The 20270-nt window shown below is 36.6% G+C and carries 20 protein-coding genes; all 20 read left to right on the top strand.

Annotation, left to right across the window (positions count from 1 at the left end; all coding sequences use genetic code 11):
* Positions 1–41: 41 nt before the first annotated feature.
* The gene (locus NT010_16305; GenBank protein MCX5807603.1) at positions 42–1214 is read left to right on the top strand and encodes an iron-containing alcohol dehydrogenase; all 1173 of its coding nucleotides are present in this window, start codon (positions 42–44) and stop codon (positions 1212–1214) included.
* 10 nt (positions 1215–1224) lie between these two features.
* Positions 1225–2520, top strand: coding sequence for an aminotransferase class III-fold pyridoxal phosphate-dependent enzyme (locus NT010_16300; GenBank protein MCX5807602.1), 1296 nt, complete (start codon positions 1225–1227; stop codon positions 2518–2520).
* Between the two features lie 22 nt (positions 2521–2542).
* Positions 2543–3544 carry a Gfo/Idh/MocA family oxidoreductase gene (locus tag NT010_16295; GenBank protein MCX5807601.1) on the top strand — a complete coding sequence of 334 codons (1002 nt, stop codon included), beginning with the start codon at positions 2543–2545 and terminating at the stop codon, positions 3542–3544.
* A 15-nt stretch (positions 3545–3559) separates the two neighbouring features.
* Positions 3560–4303, top strand: a complete 744-nt coding sequence (locus NT010_16290) for an SDR family oxidoreductase (protein MCX5807600.1) — start codon at positions 3560–3562, stop codon at positions 4301–4303.
* 81 nt (positions 4304–4384) lie between these two features.
* Entirely contained in the window at positions 4385–5107 is a 723-nt protein-coding gene (locus NT010_16285) for an acylneuraminate cytidylyltransferase family protein (protein MCX5807599.1), read from the top strand.
* 72 nt (positions 5108–5179) lie between these two features.
* On the top strand, positions 5180–6499 hold the full coding sequence (locus NT010_16280) for an N-acetyl sugar amidotransferase (GenBank protein ID MCX5807598.1): 1320 nt from the start codon (positions 5180–5182) through the stop codon (positions 6497–6499).
* Between the two features lie 12 nt (positions 6500–6511).
* Entirely contained in the window at positions 6512–7273 is a 762-nt protein-coding gene (locus NT010_16275; GenBank protein MCX5807597.1) for an imidazole glycerol phosphate synthase cyclase subunit, read from the top strand.
* Position 7274: 1 nt separating this feature from the next.
* Positions 7275–7931, top strand: coding sequence for an imidazole glycerol phosphate synthase subunit HisH (gene hisH / locus NT010_16270; GenBank protein MCX5807596.1), 657 nt, complete (start codon positions 7275–7277; stop codon positions 7929–7931).
* 18 nt (positions 7932–7949) lie between these two features.
* Positions 7950–9113 carry a hypothetical protein gene (locus NT010_16265; protein MCX5807595.1) on the top strand — a complete coding sequence of 388 codons (1164 nt, stop codon included), beginning with the start codon at positions 7950–7952 and terminating at the stop codon, positions 9111–9113.
* 14 nt (positions 9114–9127) lie between these two features.
* A complete protein-coding gene (gene pseB, locus NT010_16260; GenBank protein ID MCX5807594.1) occupies positions 9128–10117 on the top strand; it encodes a UDP-N-acetylglucosamine 4,6-dehydratase (inverting) in 990 nt (329 codons plus the stop codon).
* A gap of 221 nt (positions 10118–10338) precedes the next feature.
* On the top strand, positions 10339–11076 hold the full coding sequence (locus NT010_16255) for a glycosyltransferase family protein (GenBank protein ID MCX5807593.1): 738 nt from the start codon (positions 10339–10341) through the stop codon (positions 11074–11076).
* Positions 11066–12127 carry an N-acetylneuraminate synthase family protein gene (locus NT010_16250; protein ID MCX5807592.1) on the top strand — a complete coding sequence of 354 codons (1062 nt, stop codon included), beginning with the start codon at positions 11066–11068 and terminating at the stop codon, positions 12125–12127. The genes NT010_16255 and NT010_16250 overlap by 11 nt, the downstream gene beginning before the upstream one ends.
* Complete coding sequence (locus NT010_16245) at positions 12128–13339, top strand: ATP-grasp domain-containing protein (GenBank protein ID MCX5807591.1); 1212 nt, start codon at positions 12128–12130, stop codon at positions 13337–13339.
* The gene (locus NT010_16240; GenBank protein MCX5807590.1) at positions 13332–14333 is read left to right on the top strand and encodes a 4-hydroxy-2-oxovalerate aldolase; all 1002 of its coding nucleotides are present in this window, start codon (positions 13332–13334) and stop codon (positions 14331–14333) included. Before NT010_16245 ends, NT010_16240 begins: the two co-directional genes overlap by 8 nt.
* Positions 14334–14351: 18 nt before the next feature.
* The gene (locus NT010_16235) at positions 14352–15611 is read left to right on the top strand and encodes a methyltransferase domain-containing protein (GenBank protein MCX5807589.1); all 1260 of its coding nucleotides are present in this window, start codon (positions 14352–14354) and stop codon (positions 15609–15611) included.
* A gap of 22 nt (positions 15612–15633) precedes the next feature.
* Complete coding sequence (locus tag NT010_16230) at positions 15634–16299, top strand: class I SAM-dependent methyltransferase (protein ID MCX5807588.1); 666 nt, start codon at positions 15634–15636, stop codon at positions 16297–16299.
* Positions 16300–16315: 16 nt separating this feature from the next.
* A complete protein-coding gene (locus NT010_16225; GenBank protein ID MCX5807587.1) occupies positions 16316–17137 on the top strand; it encodes an amidohydrolase family protein in 822 nt (273 codons plus the stop codon).
* A 17-nt stretch (positions 17138–17154) separates the two neighbouring features.
* Entirely contained in the window at positions 17155–18549 is a 1395-nt protein-coding gene (locus NT010_16220) for a radical SAM protein (GenBank protein ID MCX5807586.1), read from the top strand.
* A gap of 48 nt (positions 18550–18597) precedes the next feature.
* Positions 18598–19593 carry a glycosyltransferase gene (locus NT010_16215; protein MCX5807585.1) on the top strand — a complete coding sequence of 332 codons (996 nt, stop codon included), beginning with the start codon at positions 18598–18600 and terminating at the stop codon, positions 19591–19593.
* Complete coding sequence (locus NT010_16210) at positions 19590–20267, top strand: PIG-L family deacetylase (protein ID MCX5807584.1); 678 nt, start codon at positions 19590–19592, stop codon at positions 20265–20267. Before NT010_16215 ends, NT010_16210 begins: the two co-directional genes overlap by 4 nt.
* Positions 20268–20270 lie beyond the last annotated feature (3 nt).

The raw sequence follows: 20270 nt of genomic DNA, 5'->3' as shown, positions 1-20270 counted from the left end.
CGATGTTGAAGAAATAAAGAATAGATTGTGAAGGGGGCTGAATGAAAGATTTTTTAAAAGAAAATGTACGTTTTATCATGAGGACAGAACTTTTTGCCGGTGATGGTATTGCCAGGGAACTTCCGGAAAAGCTGAAAGGCATGGGTTGGAACAGGATAGGTCTTGTTGTTGACAAAGGTGTCTATCAGGGCAATGGATACGTTAATGAAATCATAGATCTGCTAAAAAGCAGCATGGAAAAAACTGTGCTTTTGATAGGTGAGATGCCGGAACCTACATACGATTATCTGGACAAAGCGAAGACAGAATTTGAGTCATCAGACCTGGACTGTTTTGTTGGTATTGGCGGCGGGAGTGCTCTTGATCTTACAAAAGGACTTGCAACATTAAAGACAAATAAAGGACCGGCCATAGAATACAGAGGCTTCGGCAAGGTAAAAGAGGTCCCGCTTCCTGTCGTGGCTCTTCCAACAACAGCAGGGACAGGAAGTGAAGTTACACCATATGCAGTATTCATAGACACGAAAGAGCGTTGGAAATTTGGAATCAACACGGAATATAATTATCCGAGACTTTCTCTTTATGATCCGGGTTTTCTCGACAGCTGTCCTGATACGGTATATGCCTCTGCAGGAATGGATGCCATGACCCATACTCTGGAAAGCTTCGTTGCAAACGGGGCAAGCGCTTACTCCAGAATATTTTCCAAAGAAGCGTTCAGACTTTTATTTGAAAATCTCAACAGGATTGCACAAAAAGACAGGTCAGTCAGCACAAAGCTGAATCTTCTTGTAGGAAGCGGACTTGCAGGAATTGCCCTTATGAATGCAGGAGCAGGGCCAGCCGGTGCATTGAGTTATCCTCTCGGAGTTTATTTTGATGTTCCTCATGGTCTTGCCGGATCAGTTTTTCTGCCGGGTGTTGTAAAACATAATGTGGAAAAAGGCTACACTGATTATGCAATGCTCTATGATCTTATTTTCGGCGAATCATCAATGGGGGCAGCAGAAAAGTCTATCAGTTTTGCAGAAGAAATACGCAAACTAAGTGCGGCATTAGGTATCCCCACGGATCTGAAAGGTTTCGGTGTAAAAACTGAAGATGATGCCAAACTGATTATTGACAATTCCATGCAGCTTAAAGGTGCCTTTGACCAGAATCCTGTGCCTTTCGGCATAGATGAAATTGAAAAGCTTATATATTCTTTAAGATAAAGAGGTGTTTATGAAATTTGATAATTCTATTAAAACTTATGAAGATGCCCTTAATGTTATCCCTATGGGTACGTCAACCTTCAGCAAAAACCCCAACCTTTTTGTAATCGGCGGAGCACCGTTGTTTATAAAATCAGCAAAGGGATGCAGACTTTACGATGTTGATGATAATGAATTTATTGATTTTTCTATGGCTCTTGGTCCTATTATTCTCGGATATGCCAACGAAGAGGTAGATAGGGCGGCTAAGGCCGGTATTGATGACGGATTGATATTTACCCTTTCCTGCCCGGAAGAAGCAGTGCTAGCAAAGAAACTGACAGAAATCATCCCGTGTTCCGAAATGGTGAGATTCTGCAAGAATGGTTCTGATGTTTGCGAGGGTGCAATCAGACTTGCAAGAAACTATACGAAGAAATTAAAAGTAATAACTGTTGGCGGATATCATGGGTTTCATGACTGGTTTATTGTTTCAACACCCAGAAAAAAAGGCATTCCCGAAGTAATGGCTGAATGGATTCTGCCCCATAATTACAACGATATCGATGCCATAGAAAAGACCATAAAAGACAAAGGAAATGAGATTGCTGCCCTCATTATGGAACCTGTTATAAATTTTGAACCAAATGAAGGTTTCCTTGAGAGAATACGGGAACTTACAAAAGATAACAACATCATACTTATATTTGATGAGATGAAAACAGGTTTCCGCCTTGATATAGGAGGAGGTCAGAAATATTTTAATGTAATCCCTGATCTGGCAGTATTTGCAAAAGGTCTTTCCAATGGTTTTCCTTTGAGTGTACTTACCGGGAAAAAATATCTCATGGAGCAGTTTGAAGACGAAAACTGTTTCTTTTCAGGTTCCTATGCGACAGAGAAGGCATCACTCAACGCCGCACTGAAAACTATTGAGATACTTGACAGAGACAAGGTGATCGAGCATAACTGGAAAGTGGGCGGATTACTGAAAAAAGGTATATCAGATATTATCAGTAAACATAACATCAGTGATTTTGTTAAGATTGTCGGATTTCCGGTAATGAGCCATTTTGTAATAACGGATTATGAGGGCTTTACCGTAAACGAGATAAGATCATTTATTCAGGAGGAATGTGTAAAAAGAGGGTTGCTCTTTGTCGGATATCACCACACTTCTTTTGCCCATAAAGAGAAAGACATTGAATATACTTTAAAAACATATGATGAAGTATTTGCTATAATGAAAACAGTTATTCAGGATAAATCATTGAGAAATAAGATTAACGGTAAGCCTATAAGTGCTTTTAATATAAGGAAATTATAGTTAAGTAACTGTCGAAATTGATATGAAATTTCTTGTAATAGGATATGGCTCAATCGGGAAAAGGCATGCCGGGAATATTCGTTCTTCAGGACATAACGCTGTTCTGCTGAGACATTCAAGGACAGAAAAGAATAAAGAAGGCATTAAAGAATATTATTCCTTTGATGATGTGCTGGCGCATGAAGAGAATATTGACGGTGCCGTTATATGTTCTCCAACTTCCATGCATCTTCATGATGTAAAATTGCTGATTGAAGAAAATATTCCCTTTCTTCTTGAGAAGCCGCCTGCTTCAGATTTGCGGTCAACCGTAGAAATGGCTGATATTATAAGAGCTAAGGAATTTAAGAGATATGATATTGCCTTTAATCTCCGATATCATCCTGTCATCAGATTTCTAAAAGACTTTATCCCGACAATTGGAAGTATTTATGCTGCAAATATTTATGTGGGTTATTATCTGCCGTACTGGAGACCTGATGCTGATTACCGTGAAACGTCAAGTGCAAAAAAAGAGCTTGGCGGTGGTGTTCATATAGAACTAGCCCACGATATCGAGTATGCCCTCTGGTTTCTCGGTTTTCCGGAGTCCCTTACAGGTTATGTAAACAGAGTGAGCTCTCTTGATATATCTACGGACGATATGTGCTCAGCTATTTTAAAGTACAAAAGCGGCGCTGTTGCTGAAATCCACCTTGACTATCTCTCGCATAAGTATTTAAGAGGCGGGAGAATTATAGCAGAGAAAGGCACTGTCGAATGGGAATGGGATGGCAAGGGCGGCAGGGTTGCTTATTTCAGCAAAGAAAAAAGGTTGTCTGAGGATGTTTTTGTTGTTCAGCCCGGTTATGATTTTAACAGTACCTATTTGGAGGAACTGGAAAATTTTATCGGAATCATAAAAGGTACCAACAGGAGTATGGTAGATCTAGAGACTGCCTTAAGTACCATGAAGGTTATTGGGGCAATTGAAAGATCTGATAATGAGAAAAAATGGATTTCTCCTGATGATGTGCATTATTAAACAAGAGGAAGGTCAATGAAAAAATATGTAATTATATCTGGTGGATTAGGGGTATTGGGTCAGAGTTATGCAAAAATATTAATTGATGATGGCTACGATATTTTGTTGCTTGACACAAAGGAATATCATAAAGACAGAACGATCTATGGAGAATATTTTCAATGTGATATAGCAAATGAAAAAGACATAGCAAGACTTGAAAATCATCTCTCTTCTGGTGAATGCGAAATACACGGACTCGTCAATAACGCATCCTGTCAGCCTGAAGGTTTTGCAAATGAGCTTGAAGACTATTTGCCTGATACCTTTAGAAAGGTTCTCGAAGTAAATCTTGTAGGCAGTTTTCTGCTTGTAAAGCTTGTGGTGCCTTTTATGAAGAAGCAGGGATTCGGAAGTATTGTCAATATTGGCTCCATTCAGGGAGTAGTTGCGCCCACATTTACCATATATGAAGGTATGAAGATTACATCACCGTTGGTGTATGCTGTCTCAAAGGCCGGCATAATTCATTTCTGCAAGTGGGTCGCTGCCAAATACGGACGATACGGCATCAGATGCAACGCAGTCTCTCCGGGAGGAATTGGTGACTCTCAGAGAGGTGGGAGTGATTTTGCAAAGACATATGCTTCAAGAGTACCCCTTGGAAGGATGGCATCGTCAAATGACGCGGCTGAAGCAGTGCGTTTTCTGATCAGTGACCGTTCGGCTTATATAACCGGCCAGAATCTTCTTGTTGACGGCGGCTGGACAATATATTGAAAGCAGTTTTTAATTTTGAATTTTTATTTATGAAAACTTTGACCGGGTTCCGGCGGGTTTCATGATTTTTGCGAGGCTATAATGTATAAAGATAAAAAATGTCTTGCTGTAATAACTGCAAGAGGAGGGAGTAAGGGCCTTCCGGGAAAAAATATAAAAATTCTACTCGGAAAACCTCTTATTGCATGGACAATTGAAAAGGGTTTGGAAAGCAAATATATTGACAGAGTCATTGTGTCTACTGACAGCGATGAAATTGCTGCTGTGTCAAAAAAGTACGGGGCAGAAGTGCCGTTTATGAGGCCAGAGGAACTCTCCGGTGACAGCATGGGCTCCTTTGATGTGGTAGTCCATGCCATTGAATATCTGGCAAAAAATGGTGATGAGTATGATTATGTGGTACTTCTTGAACCTACTTCACCCATGAGAAAGAAGGGTGATCTTGACAATGCTATTGCCAATTTAATAGACAAAGAAAAAGAGGCTGACAGCCTTGTTAGCCTGGGAAGGGTTAATCTCGAACATCCGGCAGTTATAAAGAAGGTCAACGATAAGGGTTATATGGTGCCTTATATTAAAAAACCCGAAAAGGCAACCGGGCGACAGGGATTCAGCCTGGCATATTTTCCCTATGGGGTTATCTATATTACAAAGATTAAAGCTCTCTATAAATACAAAAGTTTTTATCAGCGCAGGACAATACCTTATTTTGTAGAAAGATGGCAATGCTATGAGGTAGATGACATTTACGATTTTATGATAATTGAGACGATAATGCAGGAAAGAATAAACGATATAGTGTAACAGCAGAAAAATCGTATTACCAATTTTGACAATAACAAACTTTAAGAAAGTATGCAGTAACAAGGAGGAAGCATGAGTGCAGAAGAGAAGTCAAAACAAACAAATAAACATAATAACGAGAGCGAACTCGAGGCTTATTATGGATTACCAAGTGAAGTTAAGTTTTGTAATGAGTGTGTTTATTCGAACCAGAATCCAATCTCTGACAACGAATTTGCCCACAATATCAATAGAAAAAAAAGAACACTTAATTTTAATGACGATGGGATATGCGATGCATGCAGTTGGGCAGATATGAAGAAAGGTGGTACCGTTGACTGGAACCAAAGAGAACAGGAATTGATTGATCTCTGCAATAAACACCGCAAAGATGATGGTTCTTATGACTGCCTTGTCCCTGGTTCCGGTGGAAAAGACAGTTTTTATGCAGCACATATTCTCAAATACAAATATGGCATGCATCCTCTTACGGTAACCTGGGCACCCCATATGTACACTGACTGGGGCTGGAAGAACTTTCAGGCATGGATTCATGCCGGTTTCGATAATTATCTATTCACTCCGAACGGAAGGGTTCATAGATTATTGACTAGGCTTGCAACAGAGAATATTTTTTATCCATTCCAGCCTTTTGTTATCGGACAGAAGAACTTTGCACCTAAATTTGCATTAAAGCATAAAATTTCTCTCATATTCTTCGGTGAAAACGAAGCAGAGTATGGTAATCCGGTGGAAGACAACTTCAATCCTAATAGGGACTGGTCTTATGCGACTGCTGATGACCCCGATAATGTATACATATCCGGTGTAGCTGTTAAATCCTTAAAAAATGATTATGGATTAAGTCAAAATGATCTTTCACCTTATCTGCCTTCGAGACTTGAAGATATGGAAAAAATGAACATACAGTTCCAATTCCTTGGCTATTATCTGCCGTGGCATCCGCAGGGCTGTTATTATTATGCTGTTGAACACGGCAATTTTCGTTGTGCTCCAGAGAGAACTCCAGGCACCTATAGCAAGTACAACAGTATCGACGACAAAATTGATGATTTCCACTTCTTATCGCACTATATAAAGTTTGGGATGGGAAGGGCTACGTACGACGCTGCTCAAGAGATAAGGAACGAAGAAATCACACGTGATGAAGGAATTGCGCTCGTAAAGAAGTTCGACGGTGAATTCCCTGAGAGATTTGCAGAGGAGATATTTAAATACTTAAGTATTCCGGAAAAGGAATACCCGGTTGCATCCAAGATGTTCGAGAGTCCGCTGATAGACAGAGATTATTTCATGAGTCTATGCGATAGATTCAGATCTCCGCATCTCTGGAAAAAAGAGAATGGACAATGGAAACTGAGATATCCTATATGGGAAGCGGAAGGAAAATAATAAGGCTTAAAAATGCATAACATGCGACTCATTGCCCGTCTTGATGTTAAGGGGCCTAATCTTGTAAAAGGTGTACAGCTTGAAGGTTTGCGCAAAATGGGGAACCCAAACAGATTTGCAAAAAAATATTATGACGACGGGATTGATGAGATTATTTATATGGACATAGTAGCAAGCCTTTATGAGCGTAATAATATTAAAGAAATAGTGCGGCGCACCTCTGAAGATGTGTTTATCCCTGTGACAGTGGGTGGAGGAATTCGTTCTGTTGATGATGCCAGAGAAATACTGCGTGCCGGCGCCGATAAAGTTGCTATAAACACTGCCGCAATCAAGAATCCTCAACTTATACGGCAGGTTTCGCAAAGATTTGGCTCTCAATGTATGGTGCTTTCCATTGAAGCTAAGAAAAAAGGTGAAAAGCAATGGGAGGCCTACTACGATTATGGACGAGAAAAAACAGGCATTGATGCAATAGAGTGGGCACAAAAAGGTTATGATCTCGGTGCAGGGGAAATACTTCTCACTTCCATTGATATGGAGGGCGGGGCAAAAGGATTCGATCTTGAGCTTGTCAGAACAGTCTCCGATATGCTGCCTATCCCTGTAATTGCAAGCGGAGGAATGGGGAACATTGATGATCTTGAAAAGGTTGTAAAAGATGGTCACGCCGATGCGGTTGCTATGGCGCATGTCCTCCACTATGGAATGCTTACGATAGATGAAATAAGAGATGGTTGCCAGCAGAGAGGAATCAAGGTAAGGGTTTGCTAAAATGCGAAATGTTGTAGTTGTTGACTACGGAATGGGAAATCTTTTGAGCGTGCAAAGGGCTTTTGAGAACTGCGGCGCAAGGGTCGTAATTACAAATTCTCCAAATGTGGTGGAGCGAGCTGAATGCCTTGTTCTTCCAGGAGTAGGTGCATTTGCTGACGGGATGCGGGAGCTGCACAGCAGGGGGTTTGTGGAAGCGATCAGAAAGTTTGCTAAAACAGGTAGACCTTTTCTTGGTATTTGCCTTGGTATGCAAATGATGATGGAAACAAGTGAGGAGTTTGGTATTTATGAAGGGCTTGCTTTAATACCTGGCAGAGTAATTATGATTCCAAAGACAGGTTCCAACGGCACACTACACAAAATTCCCCATATAGGCTGGAACGGCCTTTTACTCCCGAAAAATCGCGAAGATTGGGATAATACTATTTTTCAAGACTTATCAATAGGGGAATCGGTATATTTTGTTCATTCTTTTTCAGTAAATCCGGCAGATCCTGTTAATGATCTTGCCGACTGTGAATACAACGGACTTTCTATCTGTGCAGCCATTCAATCGGGAAATCTGTACGGATGTCAGTTCCATCCTGAAAAAAGCGGCGCAGTTGGGCTTAAGATTATAAATACCTTCCTGAAAATGCGTTCGCAACACCTATAGAAGCCAATCAACCAAATAATGCACATTAAAAAGGTTATCTATTTTCTTGAAGAATACTTCAATGAAAGAGACTATAATCGTTTCGGCATAGAAATTATGTTGAACAACGGGTTTGATGTAGAGATATGGGAATTTACCAAACTTATTGTACCTGAGGGATACATAACAAGCGCTCCTCCTGATCCAATTCAGTGGAGGGGGCATCGTTCTTTTGAAAATTTGAAAGCTGCCAGAGAGGCGATTAAAACCCTCAACAGTTCTGTGTTTGTTGTTTTAATGGTTCATTACACACTTGCTTCTCTTTTTATTTTTAGAATGCTGTCGAAACAGGGCATACATTTTTCAACAACACTGTTTGCTCTTCCTGTCAGTTCAGGCAAGAAGGAATTATGGCTAAGAAGATTGAAAAAAATCACCTTCGAGAGGGTTCTGGATAAAACATTCAGGATGATTCCCTTTACATTTTTCGGGGTAAAACCGGCAAGAATCGTGTTTGCACCGGGAGAAAAATATTTTCTTGCAAATTACTTTGCAATAAATGAAAAAAGTGAGTTTCTATGGGTACACAGCTATGATTATGATACATATCTTGAATTAAAAGATATTTCTCAAGAAAAGATTCCTTCTGTAGGAGTTTTTCTTGATGAATATCTTCCGTTTCATACGGACTACCTTTATCTTGATTTACCGGTAAAAATATCTGCAGATGAATACTATCCTGCATTGGTAAAATTTTTTAATTATATTGAAGAAAGTTTTAAAGTGCGGATTATTATAGCTGCCCATCCGCGTTCACATTATGAAGAACATCCTGATTATTTCGGTGGAAGAGAAATTATACGGGGCAGGACAGCGGAACTGGTAAAGAATGCAGATTTTATTTTGATGCATAATAGTACTGCTATTAATCATGTTGTACTCTATAAAAAACCAATGATATTTTTTACAACCGATAAGGTAAACGCCAGTATATTAGAAGACCCTACAATTGAATGGCTGGCTTCTTTTTTCGGAAAGAAGGCCCACAATTTAGACAGAGAGGTTTCAATTGATCTTAATGAAGAAATACGGATAGATGAAGACGCATACCGCAGATACAGGAACTATTATATTAAAAAGGATGGGACCGAAGAACTGCCTTATTGGCAGATTGTTGCAAACAGACTTATGAAAGCATTATAAGGAAAGGTGAATTTATGTCAATATTTAATGGAAAATCTATACTTGTAACCGGCGGAACAGGCTCCTTCGGAAAAAAGTTTGTAGAAATTGTTCTGAAGGAATACAAACCTGAAAAATTGATTATATTCAGTCGGGATGAATTGAAACAATTTGAAATGTCCCAAATATATTCTGAAAAAGAACATAGGTGTCTAAGGTATTTTATTGGTGATGTAAGAGACAAAGATCGATTGTACAGAGCCTTTTATGGAGTTGATTATGTTATCCATGCTGCTGCACTAAAACAGGTGCCTGCCTGTGAAAGAAACCCTTTCGAGGCAATTCAGACAAATGTCATGGGTGCTGAAAATATTATTAATGCAGCTATTGATTGCGGTGTTAAAAAAGTTCTTGCTCTCAGTACAGATAAAGCTGCCAACCCTGTCAATCTTTATGGAGCCACAAAACTATGCTCAGATAAACTATTCATCTCAGGGAACTCCTATGCAGGATGGAAGGATACAAGATTCTCGGTTGTGCGTTACGGTAATGTCATAGGAAGCAGGGGAAGTGTAATTCCGTTATTCAAAACAATGAAAGAGACCGGAGTTATTCCGATTACAGACCCGAGGATGACCCGTTTCTGGATTACTCTTGAGCAGGGTGTCAGATTTGTATTGAAATGTCTTGATCTTGCTGAGGGGGGAGAACTGTTTGTTCCGAAAATCCCAAGCATGAAGCTAATTGACTTAGCCAATGCAATAGCTCCTGATTGCCGTTATGAGATTGTAGGTATCAGACCTGGAGAAAAGATACATGAAGTTTTAGTCACAGAAGATGATGCCAGACATACCCTCGAATTTGATGATTATTTTATTATCGAACCTGAGTTTAACTGGTGGAATTCTAAAAACCATATGTCAAATGGAGGACAGACTGTTAATGAAGGTTTTGTGTATGATAGCAAAACAAACAGCAAATGGCTGACAGTGAATGATTTGAGAGAATTAGTAAAAGATCATTAGCATGATTCAAATCGGAAGATAATCAATCAACAATGATAATATTCAGGTGGTCAACAAGGTTTCACAATTGCTTAGACCGGCTTAAGCAAGATCTTAAAATTAATTGATTTGAGAAAACATTTGTAAATTTTATCTTCATGGTTATCGTATAAGCTATTTTTTATGATAGTAAACCCATATTTGCCGATTAGATAAAAAAACTTAAGAGGTAGGTTTTTCAGATGAAAACAACTATAATCATACAAGCCCGCATGACATCAAGCAGATTGCCTGGCAAAGTTTTAAAAACCGTCTTAGGCAAATCTTTATTGGAGATAGAACTTGAAAGATTAATGGGGTCAAAACTTGCCGATCAGATTGTTGTTGCAACTACCAAGAATCAGGATGACCAACCTATAGTTGATTTATGCAATAAATTAAATGTTGCATATTTTAGAGGATCTGAAGATGATGTGCTGTCAAGATTCTATTTCACGGTAAAGGAATTTATGGCTGACCAAATTGTGCGGATTACTGCTGATTGTCCAGTAATTGATCCGAGAGTGGTTGACAACGTAATTGCATATTATAAATCAAATTACCCCAGATATGATTTTGTTGCGAACTGCATTGAAAGAACATATCCGCGTGGTATGGATACAGAGATTTTTTCTTATGCGGCTCTTGAGAAGGCATTTTTCGAAGCCACTAAACAGCCTGACCGTGAGCATGTAACTCCATTTATCAGAACAAATTCAAAATATTTTAAACTTGCTAATATTCGATATTACAAGGATTTTAGTTCACACAGGTGGACAGTTGATACAAAGGAAGATTTTGAGTTGTTGAAATTAATTATAGAGAATCTTTATCCTAAAAATAGTTTATTTAGTCTGGAAGACTGTTTAGAATTATTGGAAAAGCATCCGGAGTGGCAAAACATTAATGCACACATAGAACAGAAAAAGTATGGTGAATGAAATTATGGAGCAAAAAACCGATATGAAACAGAATTTAATTTATATTGGAAACCATTTAATTGGTGATGGAAAGACATTTATAGTGGCGGAAATTGCTTCCAACCATAATCAGGATATTAATCTAGCCCTGGAATTGATAGATGCTGCTTTGCAATGTGGAGCCAATGCTGTAAAATTTCAATCTATTAATATAGATGAATTGTATTATAAACCTGATAAATCAACTAAAGAACTTCATAAACAAATTGACATCAGTGAAAAATGGCTTATCAAATTGAAAGAATATTCTGATAAAAAAAATATTGTTTTTTTCGCGTCACCAACTTACTTAAAGGCGGTTGATATACTTGAAAGCATCCAAACAGAACTATATAAACTGGCGTCAGCGCAAATAGGTACTTTTCCACAAATTATTGAAAGAGTGGCAAAAACCGGTAAACCAGTTTTATTGTCAACAGGTCTGGTATCCTACAGTGATTTAGAAAAGGTCGTAAAAATTTTTAAAAATAATGGAAATGAAAGGTTCGTGATTCTCCATTGTAACAGCATCTATCCTACGCCATATAATAAAGTAAACTTACAGCTGATGCACATTTATAGAATGATGTTCAATCAACCGGTAGGATTTTCAGACCATACGCTAGGCATATATGTTCCCATTGCGGCAGTGAGTTTGGGTGCGAGTGTGATAGAAAAGCATTTTACTTTAGACAGAAAACTCAAGACACCTGATTCCGATATTTCTTTAAATCAAAAAGAATTTACTGAAATGGTGAAAGCCATTAGATCAGTGGAACAATCACTAATAAGCAAAAGCAGAATCAATATTGATGACGATGAAAAGAAATTCAAAGAAAAAATAATTTATCGAATTATTTTAAAATATCCAAAAGAGAAAGGGGATCCATTTAAAGACGGTGATTTCGAATTTAAACGTTATCCACGAGGAATTGACTGCAGAGATTCAGATTTTATAGTCAGTCATTTGAAGCCAAAGAAATATCTGCAGCAGGGAACGTTTCTAAAATGGAGTGATTTGGAGGGGCAATAAATGAACAGAAAAAAAATACTCGTTATTAACTTAGGATGGGAGCAGGAACCTCTTTTGGACAAACTTAGTGAATTAGGAGTCAACATTTATGGTGTTCATTATAACGATAGCTATTATAAAGCACCAAAATATAAGGACATGTTAATTACTGATCTGAGAGATTTGGTAAAAATATCCAGATTTGCCGAGAAAGTGAAGCCTAATGCAGTTATTTCAGATCAATGTGACTACTCATATTTTGCTCAAAGCCTAATAGCAGAGAAGCTAAATCTTCCCGGCCCAAGGATCATGGAGGCACAAAGGGCTACAAACAAGTATTTGCAGCGCACCGTATCAAAGCAAGCTAATATTCTGATTCCTGAGTTTCAATTGTGCACTGCAATTTATGATCTCTATCAGTTCATTGATAAAGTGGGTTTGCCTGTTATCACAAAACCGGTAGATAATAGGGGCAGCTTTGGCATTAATAAAATCAAGGAAGAAAAGGATATTCCGAATGCTTTTTACGATGCTTTGGCTAATTGTCATTCAAGACTGGTATTGGCAGAAAAATTTATTAATGGTATCGATATAACTGTTGATGGTTATATGTTCCAAGGAATTGGACCAAGGGCTTTAGGGTTAGCAACAAAACAAAAATTGGAGGATAAAGGTGGAATTATTGACGGGGAGATAATTTATCCTGGAGATCTTGACGATGAACTATATGATAAAACAATAATGAACGCAGAGTATGTGGCAGAGAATTTAGGCTTATCTTTTGGGTTCTTCCATGGTGAATTTATAATCACAACAGAAGGAGATGTTTATTTGACTGAAATTGCAAATAGAGGGGGAGGAGTTTTTACTTCGGAAATTATTGTTCCCCATGTATCCGGTATAGACATATTGGACGTGTATATTAAAGATGTCTTTGGTATATCTACGGGTATAAAAAGTGTTAAAGTAAATAAAATACCGACGTTAATGAAGTTCTTCTCTTTTCCAAATCTCAAGGGAAAAGAGGTCAAAAATATAAAAGGCATTAAGGATGTTGAAGACGATGTCCATACGCTGAAGTTAAAGATGCTTATTAAGAAAGGATATAAAATACCTGAGATTAGAAGCGGCGCAGACAGACATGGCGTAATTATTGTGACTACATCAGGTAAAGAACAGTTGGTGTCTCAAACGAAAAGCCTATTAGATAGATTAGAGGTAGAATGTGAATAAGTTTAACATTTTAGAAGATACATGCAGGGATAGTCTATATGTCTCTAATTTTTTAATTGAATCTGAAGTGATTTCAGAGTTTGCAGGAAAGATATCAGATATCGGCATAGAATACATTGAAATTGGCCATCCATTAGGCCTTGGTGCTTACAGGAAATATTCAAGCGGATTTACAGATGAACAGCTATTCTCTGTTCTCCAGGGAATAATAGAAAAAAATAAAGTTTTTTGTTTCTTTATTCCTGGTATAGGAGATATGGATGACCTGCAGCTATTGAAAAGCTATGGCCTATATGGTGTGAGAGCGGGAATAAATGCGTCAGAATTAAATAGTCAGATCGGAATTATTGAATCCATAAAAAAAAGAGATATTTTTGTTTGTCTTAATCTTATGAAAACTTATACTGTATCGCCAAAAGAATATGCAAAGAATCTAAAAGACGTGAAAGACCTGATAGATGTTATTTATGTGGTAGATTCTGCCGGATGTATGTTCCCGGAAGATATTAAAACATATATAAATATTATACAAGATGAGATCGGAGATATAAAAATAGGGTTTCATGGCCACAATAATTTGAATCTCGTTATGGCAAATGCTCTAGCAGCAATCGAGTGTGGTGCTGATTTCATTGACACTACTTTGGGCGGCATAGGACGAAGCGGTGGCAATGTACCCACGGAAGCTTTATTGGCAATAATGAATAGAAAGGGTATGCTTGAAGACGAAAATATTTTGCTAAAAGCATTAAAAATAACCAGAGATTTCAGAAATTACCTCCTGGCCAAAGGGATCCACTATTCCGTAAAGGAAGAAGATACGCTTTTTGGTTATGCTTCTTTCCACTCTTCCTTTGAAGACATTGTAAAGAATTTTTCCGAAAGAGAAGGAGTTGATTTCCATAAAATGATCATAGAGATATCTAAAGTGAATAAAACTATTGTTGACAATGAAGTTTTAGAACAAGCTTTAATAAGATACAAAAAGATGTAGTCTGTTGCTGGAGAAAAGATGATGCTTGAGAGAAAAAAGATTGCATTAGAAGAAAGATATTGTCCTTGCTGCAATAATAACGACTTAGAGAAACTCTGGAGTTACACATTTCCCGCAAAGACAAAAAAAGCAATATGGGAGTTTAATGTATGCAATGTTATTTGCAGAAAGTGTGGTTTTGTCTTTGTATCACCAGCGGCTATTGAAAAAGATCTAAAAGACTATTACTTCGATTCTTATACGCCCTACGATAAACAGACTTTGGATTACGATATCAACAAACGTATTGAATTCATAAAAAGAAACCTGTCCCATAGAGAGGTCTATATTGAAATAGGCAGCAACAGACAATCAATCTTTCATAAAAAGCTAAAAGATATTTTTTCCAAGGTTATTACTGTTGAGATTAACAACAATGTTGCAAGAGATCTGCAATCCATTGAAGAAATATATGATAACAATGGTGATGTGCTCACACATTATTTTGTTCTGGAACATGTTACAAATATAGAAAATTACTTTTATAATTGTCACAGAGCTTTAAAAGCTGGCGGTATTATGATTTGCGAAGTACCCGACATTGAATTTTATCCTCAGTACCTGAGTCCTTTTATGCTCCATGAGCATGTTAATCATTTTTCTTTGGGGTTGCTCACAAGAATTGCAGAAAACTGTGGATTTAATCTTATAGACAGTTCATACGAATTGTGTAGCAGGCCATATGGTGTTGCTGTGGCTTTTATTAAGCATGATCGGCAAATGGCTTCTGCAAACTCTATACAATTAAATGAAACATTAACGTCAAAAATTAGTACAAATTATGATAATAAAAATTTCTTCTCACCAATCCTTCGAAAAGCAGAAGTGGGAGAATTACCCGGTGAATATGAAAAAAATAAATCATTTTTTACTAAAGCCCTTGAAAAAATGAATAAATTTGATGCACAAATAGATAATGCCAATTTCCTATTGACTGAATATGCAAAGAAGAATATGCCTATTATCCTTTGGGGTGCAAATGATAATTTAATAAGATTTTTGAGTAAAAGAAATTCCATGCCGAAAAATGTCTTTATTGTTGATTCTAACCCGGAAAAAAAGAATTTCTTCCTTGATGATCTTCCCGTTTTTCTACCCAATGAGGTCAAGCAGGAAATAATAAATAGTGTTTTTATTATTATATTTACTCGACTTCACAGCAATGTCATTCTGGAATATATAAAAAATGAGTATGACAAACTATTTAATAATCAGGATTTGCTAATACTTGATATCTAAAGAATTATAGTAAGGGGTTATTATGGACAATACAGACGAAGCATTGAAAAAGGTTTTTAATGAAACTGTCGAACGTTACTCGAATAGATATAAAACACTTAAATACGACGTACGAACGCTTGGTTGGGGAACGAAGGAGCAGCAGAAATATAGGTTTTTGCAGACCATTAGTGGAGAGATAGATTTTAAAAGTCGGCATATTCTTGATATTGGATGTGGTTTTGGGGATTACTATAGTTTCTTAAAAAATGCAAACATTGATATTAAATCATATAAGGGGTGGGATTTAAATCCCGACTTAATTGGCGAAGCAAGAAATATATTTGCTTTAGAAAAGAATGTCACATTTGACGTTAAGAATATATTTGATAACCACACTGACGAAGGGCTCTTAACGGATATTGGCGTTATGCTTGGTGTATTGAATTTTAACCTGAAAGACACTTTTGATAATTATAGGTATTCAAAGATTGCCATAGATAAAGCCTTTAGCCGTGTCCGCGAAGTTTTGATTGTTGATTTTTTAAGTTCTTATTTGACGCAAAGTTATCCAAAAGAGGATTTTGTTTTTTATCATAAACCCGAATTGATGCTCGAATATGCATTTTCATTATCTAATAATGCTATTTTGAAGCATGATTACCTTCCCATACCTCAGAAGGAATTTATGTTATTTATTTTCAAATAAATAACAGGATTTAGTTATGAAAAACATTTTCGATTTTAATATTCATTTGCCATACCCATTCATACAGACCTCTGGTCAGTTAGCGTATAACGAAGATAATATCACCGTAGAGCAATTGAGTAAAAGTTACATCGACAGTTTAGAAGATCTTCAAAGCTCCATAAGTAGTGCAAATTTTATGTTTCTGAACGAAAACATAATAACAGAAGATGGTGTTGATACCGTAATCAAAAGAATGAAAGGTGATTTTAAACACTGCTACATTACTTCCCTTATCAATTTCAGAAATAGCAAGATCGAGGATTCTATAAACAGAGCAGTTGAACTCGGGATAGATGGTATAAAATTCCACTCATATATTCAAAAAATAACAGAAAATGATTTCGATAATGTTCTGAAAGCTGCCCAGTATGCAGAAAAGCATAAATTGTTCATTTGCATAGATACAAGCTATGGAACGTCGGGAATGTATAAATACGATAACCTCAGACTTTCAGCTTTTTTATCAGAGTTTATTTCAAAAGTCCCTATTGTTTTGCTTCACAGTGCAGGAGCAAGGATCCTGGAAGCAATGCTTCTTGCTGACGAAAAAAAGAATATATTTCTGGAAACATCATTTTCATTACCATACTTTTTGGGGTCTTCAGTGGAACAAGATTTTGCCTTTGCTTATAAAAAGATTGGAGTCGATAGGATATTGTATGGATCTGATTTTCCATATATAAGCTTGATGGATTCTGTGCATATAATGAATAATTTTTTTGAAAAGTATGGTTTTGACGACGCTGATATTCAAAAAATTATGGTTCAGAATGTCTTTCGACTAAAAAACGAATAAAGCCCTCCGGAGGTCTAATGCGAATTCTACTTATCAATGTATGTATCCGTTATAATACTATCATAAAATATATACCGGTTGGATTGTCCTGTATTGCGACGGCGCTTGATCATGCCGGTTTCCATCCCGATATATACGATATTGATTTGCATGAATACAATGATGATGAAATAAACAATTTTTTAAGAAAAAACAACAATTATGATATTGTTGGTTTTGGGAATATTGTTTCAGGCTATAAATTTACAAAGAAAATTGCCATTCAGGTCAAAGAAGCAATGCCTAAAACTTTAATAGTGGTTGGAAACACGGTTGCAACATCAATCACCGAAATTATTTTGACATGTGTACCGCAGGTAGACATTGCCGTCCTTGGCGAAGGTGATAGAACTATTGTTGATATAGCAAAGGCAGTTGCATCCGGGAAAGAATGGAGAAATGTCGCAGGGATTGCATATAGAAGTGAATCGAAGATTATTTTTTCAAGTCAAAGAGAAGCAATTCCTAAAATTACAGATGTTGACTTCCCTGACTATTCTCTTTTTGACATTAACACGTATCTTTCTCTGTCCTATAAGACTATATCGGAGCCTATACCTCCCGTTCCCATCGAAAGACTAAAGGCTCTGCCGATAAACACTGCAAGAGGATGTCTTTTTAACTGTACTTTTTGTGGTCACGCTTTTAAAGGGTACCGGTATAGATATTACCCATTCAATATGGTTGTAAATTTTATTAAAGAATTACAAGAAAATTATTCCATAAATTATGTTCATTTTTGGGACGAACTCACTTTCTTTTCTAGAAAAAGATTGGAAGAACTGTGCCAGATAATAGAAAAATCTAAAATATATTTTTATTGGAAAATTAATTGTAGGCCAAACACTTTTACTTGGAAGGATCTTGATTTGTTAAAAAGAGCTAAAGACTTGGGAGCAATGGCAATAGGCGGTGCTTTTGAATCAGCAGACAATGATATTTTAAAAGCTATGAATAAGAAGATGGAAATTGAGCAATATATAAAACAAGTACAGGTTGCAAGGAAAGCAGGCCTCGATGTTGCAACGTCCCTTGTTTTCGGATATCCGCAAGAGACGAAGGAAACAATTATAAAAACTATCGACTTGTGCAGACAGCTATCTATATACCCATCAGCAGGTTTTTTACTGCCTCTTCCAAAAACACCTATCTATGATTATGCGTTGCAGAAGGGTCTTATCGCCGACGAAGAAGATTATTTATTAAGCATAGGCGACAGGCAGGATTTACATATAAATCTGACAAAAATGACTGACGAAGAGTTGATAGATACTTTGCGTCAGGAATTAATAAAACTGAAAAATGCTTTGGGCATACCTATAGCTGATGATAATGTATTAAAAACAACAACTTATAAAGTGGCAAGGAAATAAAAACGCTTTAAATAGTATGAACAATAAAAATACCATGGTAATCCATAAATGCAAAATTTAGTTATTTTAACAGAAGCAGGTAAAAACATAGGCTACGGTCATTACATGAGGTGTAATGCTTTAAAAGACCATTTAATAATAAATGGCATCAATGCGCTTGTTTTTGTAAATTATTATGGTAGTGGATACAAAAGTGAAAGCAGATTTATCAAATGTGTTAACTGGTTGGATAAAGCCAATGAGGTTGAAAAGATTGCAAGGCTATTTGAATATGTACTTGTTGACTCATACCTTGCTACTGCAGAATATTATGAATTTCTTAAAAAATGTTTTAAAAAAGTCATTACAATAGATGATTACAACCGGATTCAATATCCAGTTGACCTGATAATTAATCCTAACATATATGGTGATTCCATTGATTATACAAATCAATCTGCCATAGCAATAGGTGGCACTAAATATGTAATACTCCGCAAGTCTATAATGGATATTAATATAAATTTTAAAATAAGAGATAAAATTGAAAAAGTATTAGTTATAATGGGCGGGAGTGATTATAGAGGTCTAATGCCAAAGCTTATTGATGTTTTAAACGGCAAGGGATGCTATGACATTGTCTCAATTGCTGGTACAGAAGAATATATGAATAAGCTTAAGACACAATTTTCCAGACAAAATAAAATTCATTTTTATGGTTTTGTCGATGATCAGGAAATAGTAAAATTATTTAATTTGGCGGATGTGGTAATAACAGCGGCTGGTCAAACTTTAAATGAACTTGCTTATATGGGTCAGCCAACAATTGCAATTTGTGTCGATGATGATCAGAAATTAAATGCAGAAAGCTTTTATGAGAAAGGTTTTTTAATTGATAAAATATTTTGGGATGATGAAAAATTGTATATGAAAATAATTGATCAACTTGATAAAATAAAAGAAGTATCAATAAGATTACAACTTTCACAAAATGGCAGGGAATTAATTGATGGAAAAGGTGTTACAAATATTTATGAATTTATAAAAGGAATTGATAATTTATGAAGACAATACTTGTTGTTGCAGCACACCCCGATGATGAAATATTGGGTTGTGGAGGAACAATATCGCGATTAGCAAGAGAAGGATATGAAGTGCATACCTTGATATTGGGTGAAGGAATAACTTCCCGGGACAATGAACGTGATGTTAAGAATAGAAAAAATGAATTGGATGCGCTAAAAAAACAGGCATATGATGCTGCTCATGTTGTCGGAGTAAAGGAAGTTTATCTTTTTGATTTTCCAGATAACCGTTTTGACAGTATCCCCTTATTAGATATTGTGAAAACTGTCGAAAATATTAAAATTGATATTAAACCGGATATAGTTTTTACGCATTATGAGAAAGACCTAAATGTTGACCATAAAATAACATATAAGGCAGTGATTGTTGCTACAAGGCCATTAAAGGACGAGACTGTAAAGGAATTATATACTTTTAAAACCTTATCTTCGACTGAATGGAATTACCCTTTAAATTTTGTTCCTGATGTATTTTATGATATTTCCAATACTTTGGATATTAAATTAAAAGCTGCTAATATGTATAAGTCTGAGCTAAAGGAATTTCCTCACCCAAGATCTATTAAAGGTATTAAAGTAGATGCAGAATACTGGGGGATGTGCTCTGGATATAATTATGCGGAAGCTTTTAAGTGCGTTAGAATTATTCGGTAAGAA

This window comes from Pseudomonadota bacterium, from assembly GCA_026388275.1.
GTDB lineage: Bacteria > Desulfobacterota > Syntrophorhabdia > Syntrophorhabdales > Syntrophorhabdaceae > JAPLKB01.
Note: the sequence above shows the minus strand (reverse complement) of the source record. Positions and strands in the feature narration are given on the sequence as shown.

Bases quoted from the DNA above. Each gene is read 5' to 3' on its own strand.
- NT010_16230 (MCX5807588.1), top strand. From the start codon at position 15,634: ATGGACAATACAGACGAAGCATTGAAAAAGGTTTTTAATGAAACTGTC.
- NT010_16250 (MCX5807592.1), top strand. From the start codon at position 11,066: ATGGTGAATGAAATTATGGAGCAAAAAACCGATATGAAACAGAATTTA.
- NT010_16285 (MCX5807599.1), top strand. From the start codon at position 4,385: ATGTATAAAGATAAAAAATGTCTTGCTGTAATAACTGCAAGAGGAGGG.
- NT010_16235 (MCX5807589.1), top strand. From the start codon at position 14,352: ATGATGCTTGAGAGAAAAAAGATTGCATTAGAAGAAAGATATTGTCCT.
- NT010_16220 (MCX5807586.1), top strand. From the start codon at position 17,155: ATGCGAATTCTACTTATCAATGTATGTATCCGTTATAATACTATCATA.
- NT010_16245 (MCX5807591.1), top strand. From the start codon at position 12,128: ATGAACAGAAAAAAAATACTCGTTATTAACTTAGGATGGGAGCAGGAA.
- NT010_16295 (MCX5807601.1), top strand. From the start codon at position 2,543: ATGAAATTTCTTGTAATAGGATATGGCTCAATCGGGAAAAGGCATGCC.
- NT010_16225 (MCX5807587.1), top strand. From the start codon at position 16,316: ATGAAAAACATTTTCGATTTTAATATTCATTTGCCATACCCATTCATA.
- NT010_16215 (MCX5807585.1), top strand. From the start codon at position 18,598: ATGCAAAATTTAGTTATTTTAACAGAAGCAGGTAAAAACATAGGCTAC.
- NT010_16265 (MCX5807595.1), top strand. From the start codon at position 7,950: ATGCACATTAAAAAGGTTATCTATTTTCTTGAAGAATACTTCAATGAA.
- NT010_16275 (MCX5807597.1), top strand. From the start codon at position 6,512: ATGCATAACATGCGACTCATTGCCCGTCTTGATGTTAAGGGGCCTAAT.
- hisH (MCX5807596.1), top strand. From the start codon at position 7,275: ATGCGAAATGTTGTAGTTGTTGACTACGGAATGGGAAATCTTTTGAGC.
- pseB (MCX5807594.1), top strand. From the start codon at position 9,128: ATGTCAATATTTAATGGAAAATCTATACTTGTAACCGGCGGAACAGGC.
- NT010_16305 (MCX5807603.1), top strand. From the start codon at position 42: ATGAAAGATTTTTTAAAAGAAAATGTACGTTTTATCATGAGGACAGAA.
- NT010_16290 (MCX5807600.1), top strand. From the start codon at position 3,560: ATGAAAAAATATGTAATTATATCTGGTGGATTAGGGGTATTGGGTCAG.
- NT010_16255 (MCX5807593.1), top strand. From the start codon at position 10,339: ATGAAAACAACTATAATCATACAAGCCCGCATGACATCAAGCAGATTG.
- NT010_16280 (MCX5807598.1), top strand. From the start codon at position 5,180: ATGAGTGCAGAAGAGAAGTCAAAACAAACAAATAAACATAATAACGAG.
- NT010_16300 (MCX5807602.1), top strand. From the start codon at position 1,225: ATGAAATTTGATAATTCTATTAAAACTTATGAAGATGCCCTTAATGTT.
- NT010_16210 (MCX5807584.1), top strand. From the start codon at position 19,590: ATGAAGACAATACTTGTTGTTGCAGCACACCCCGATGATGAAATATTG.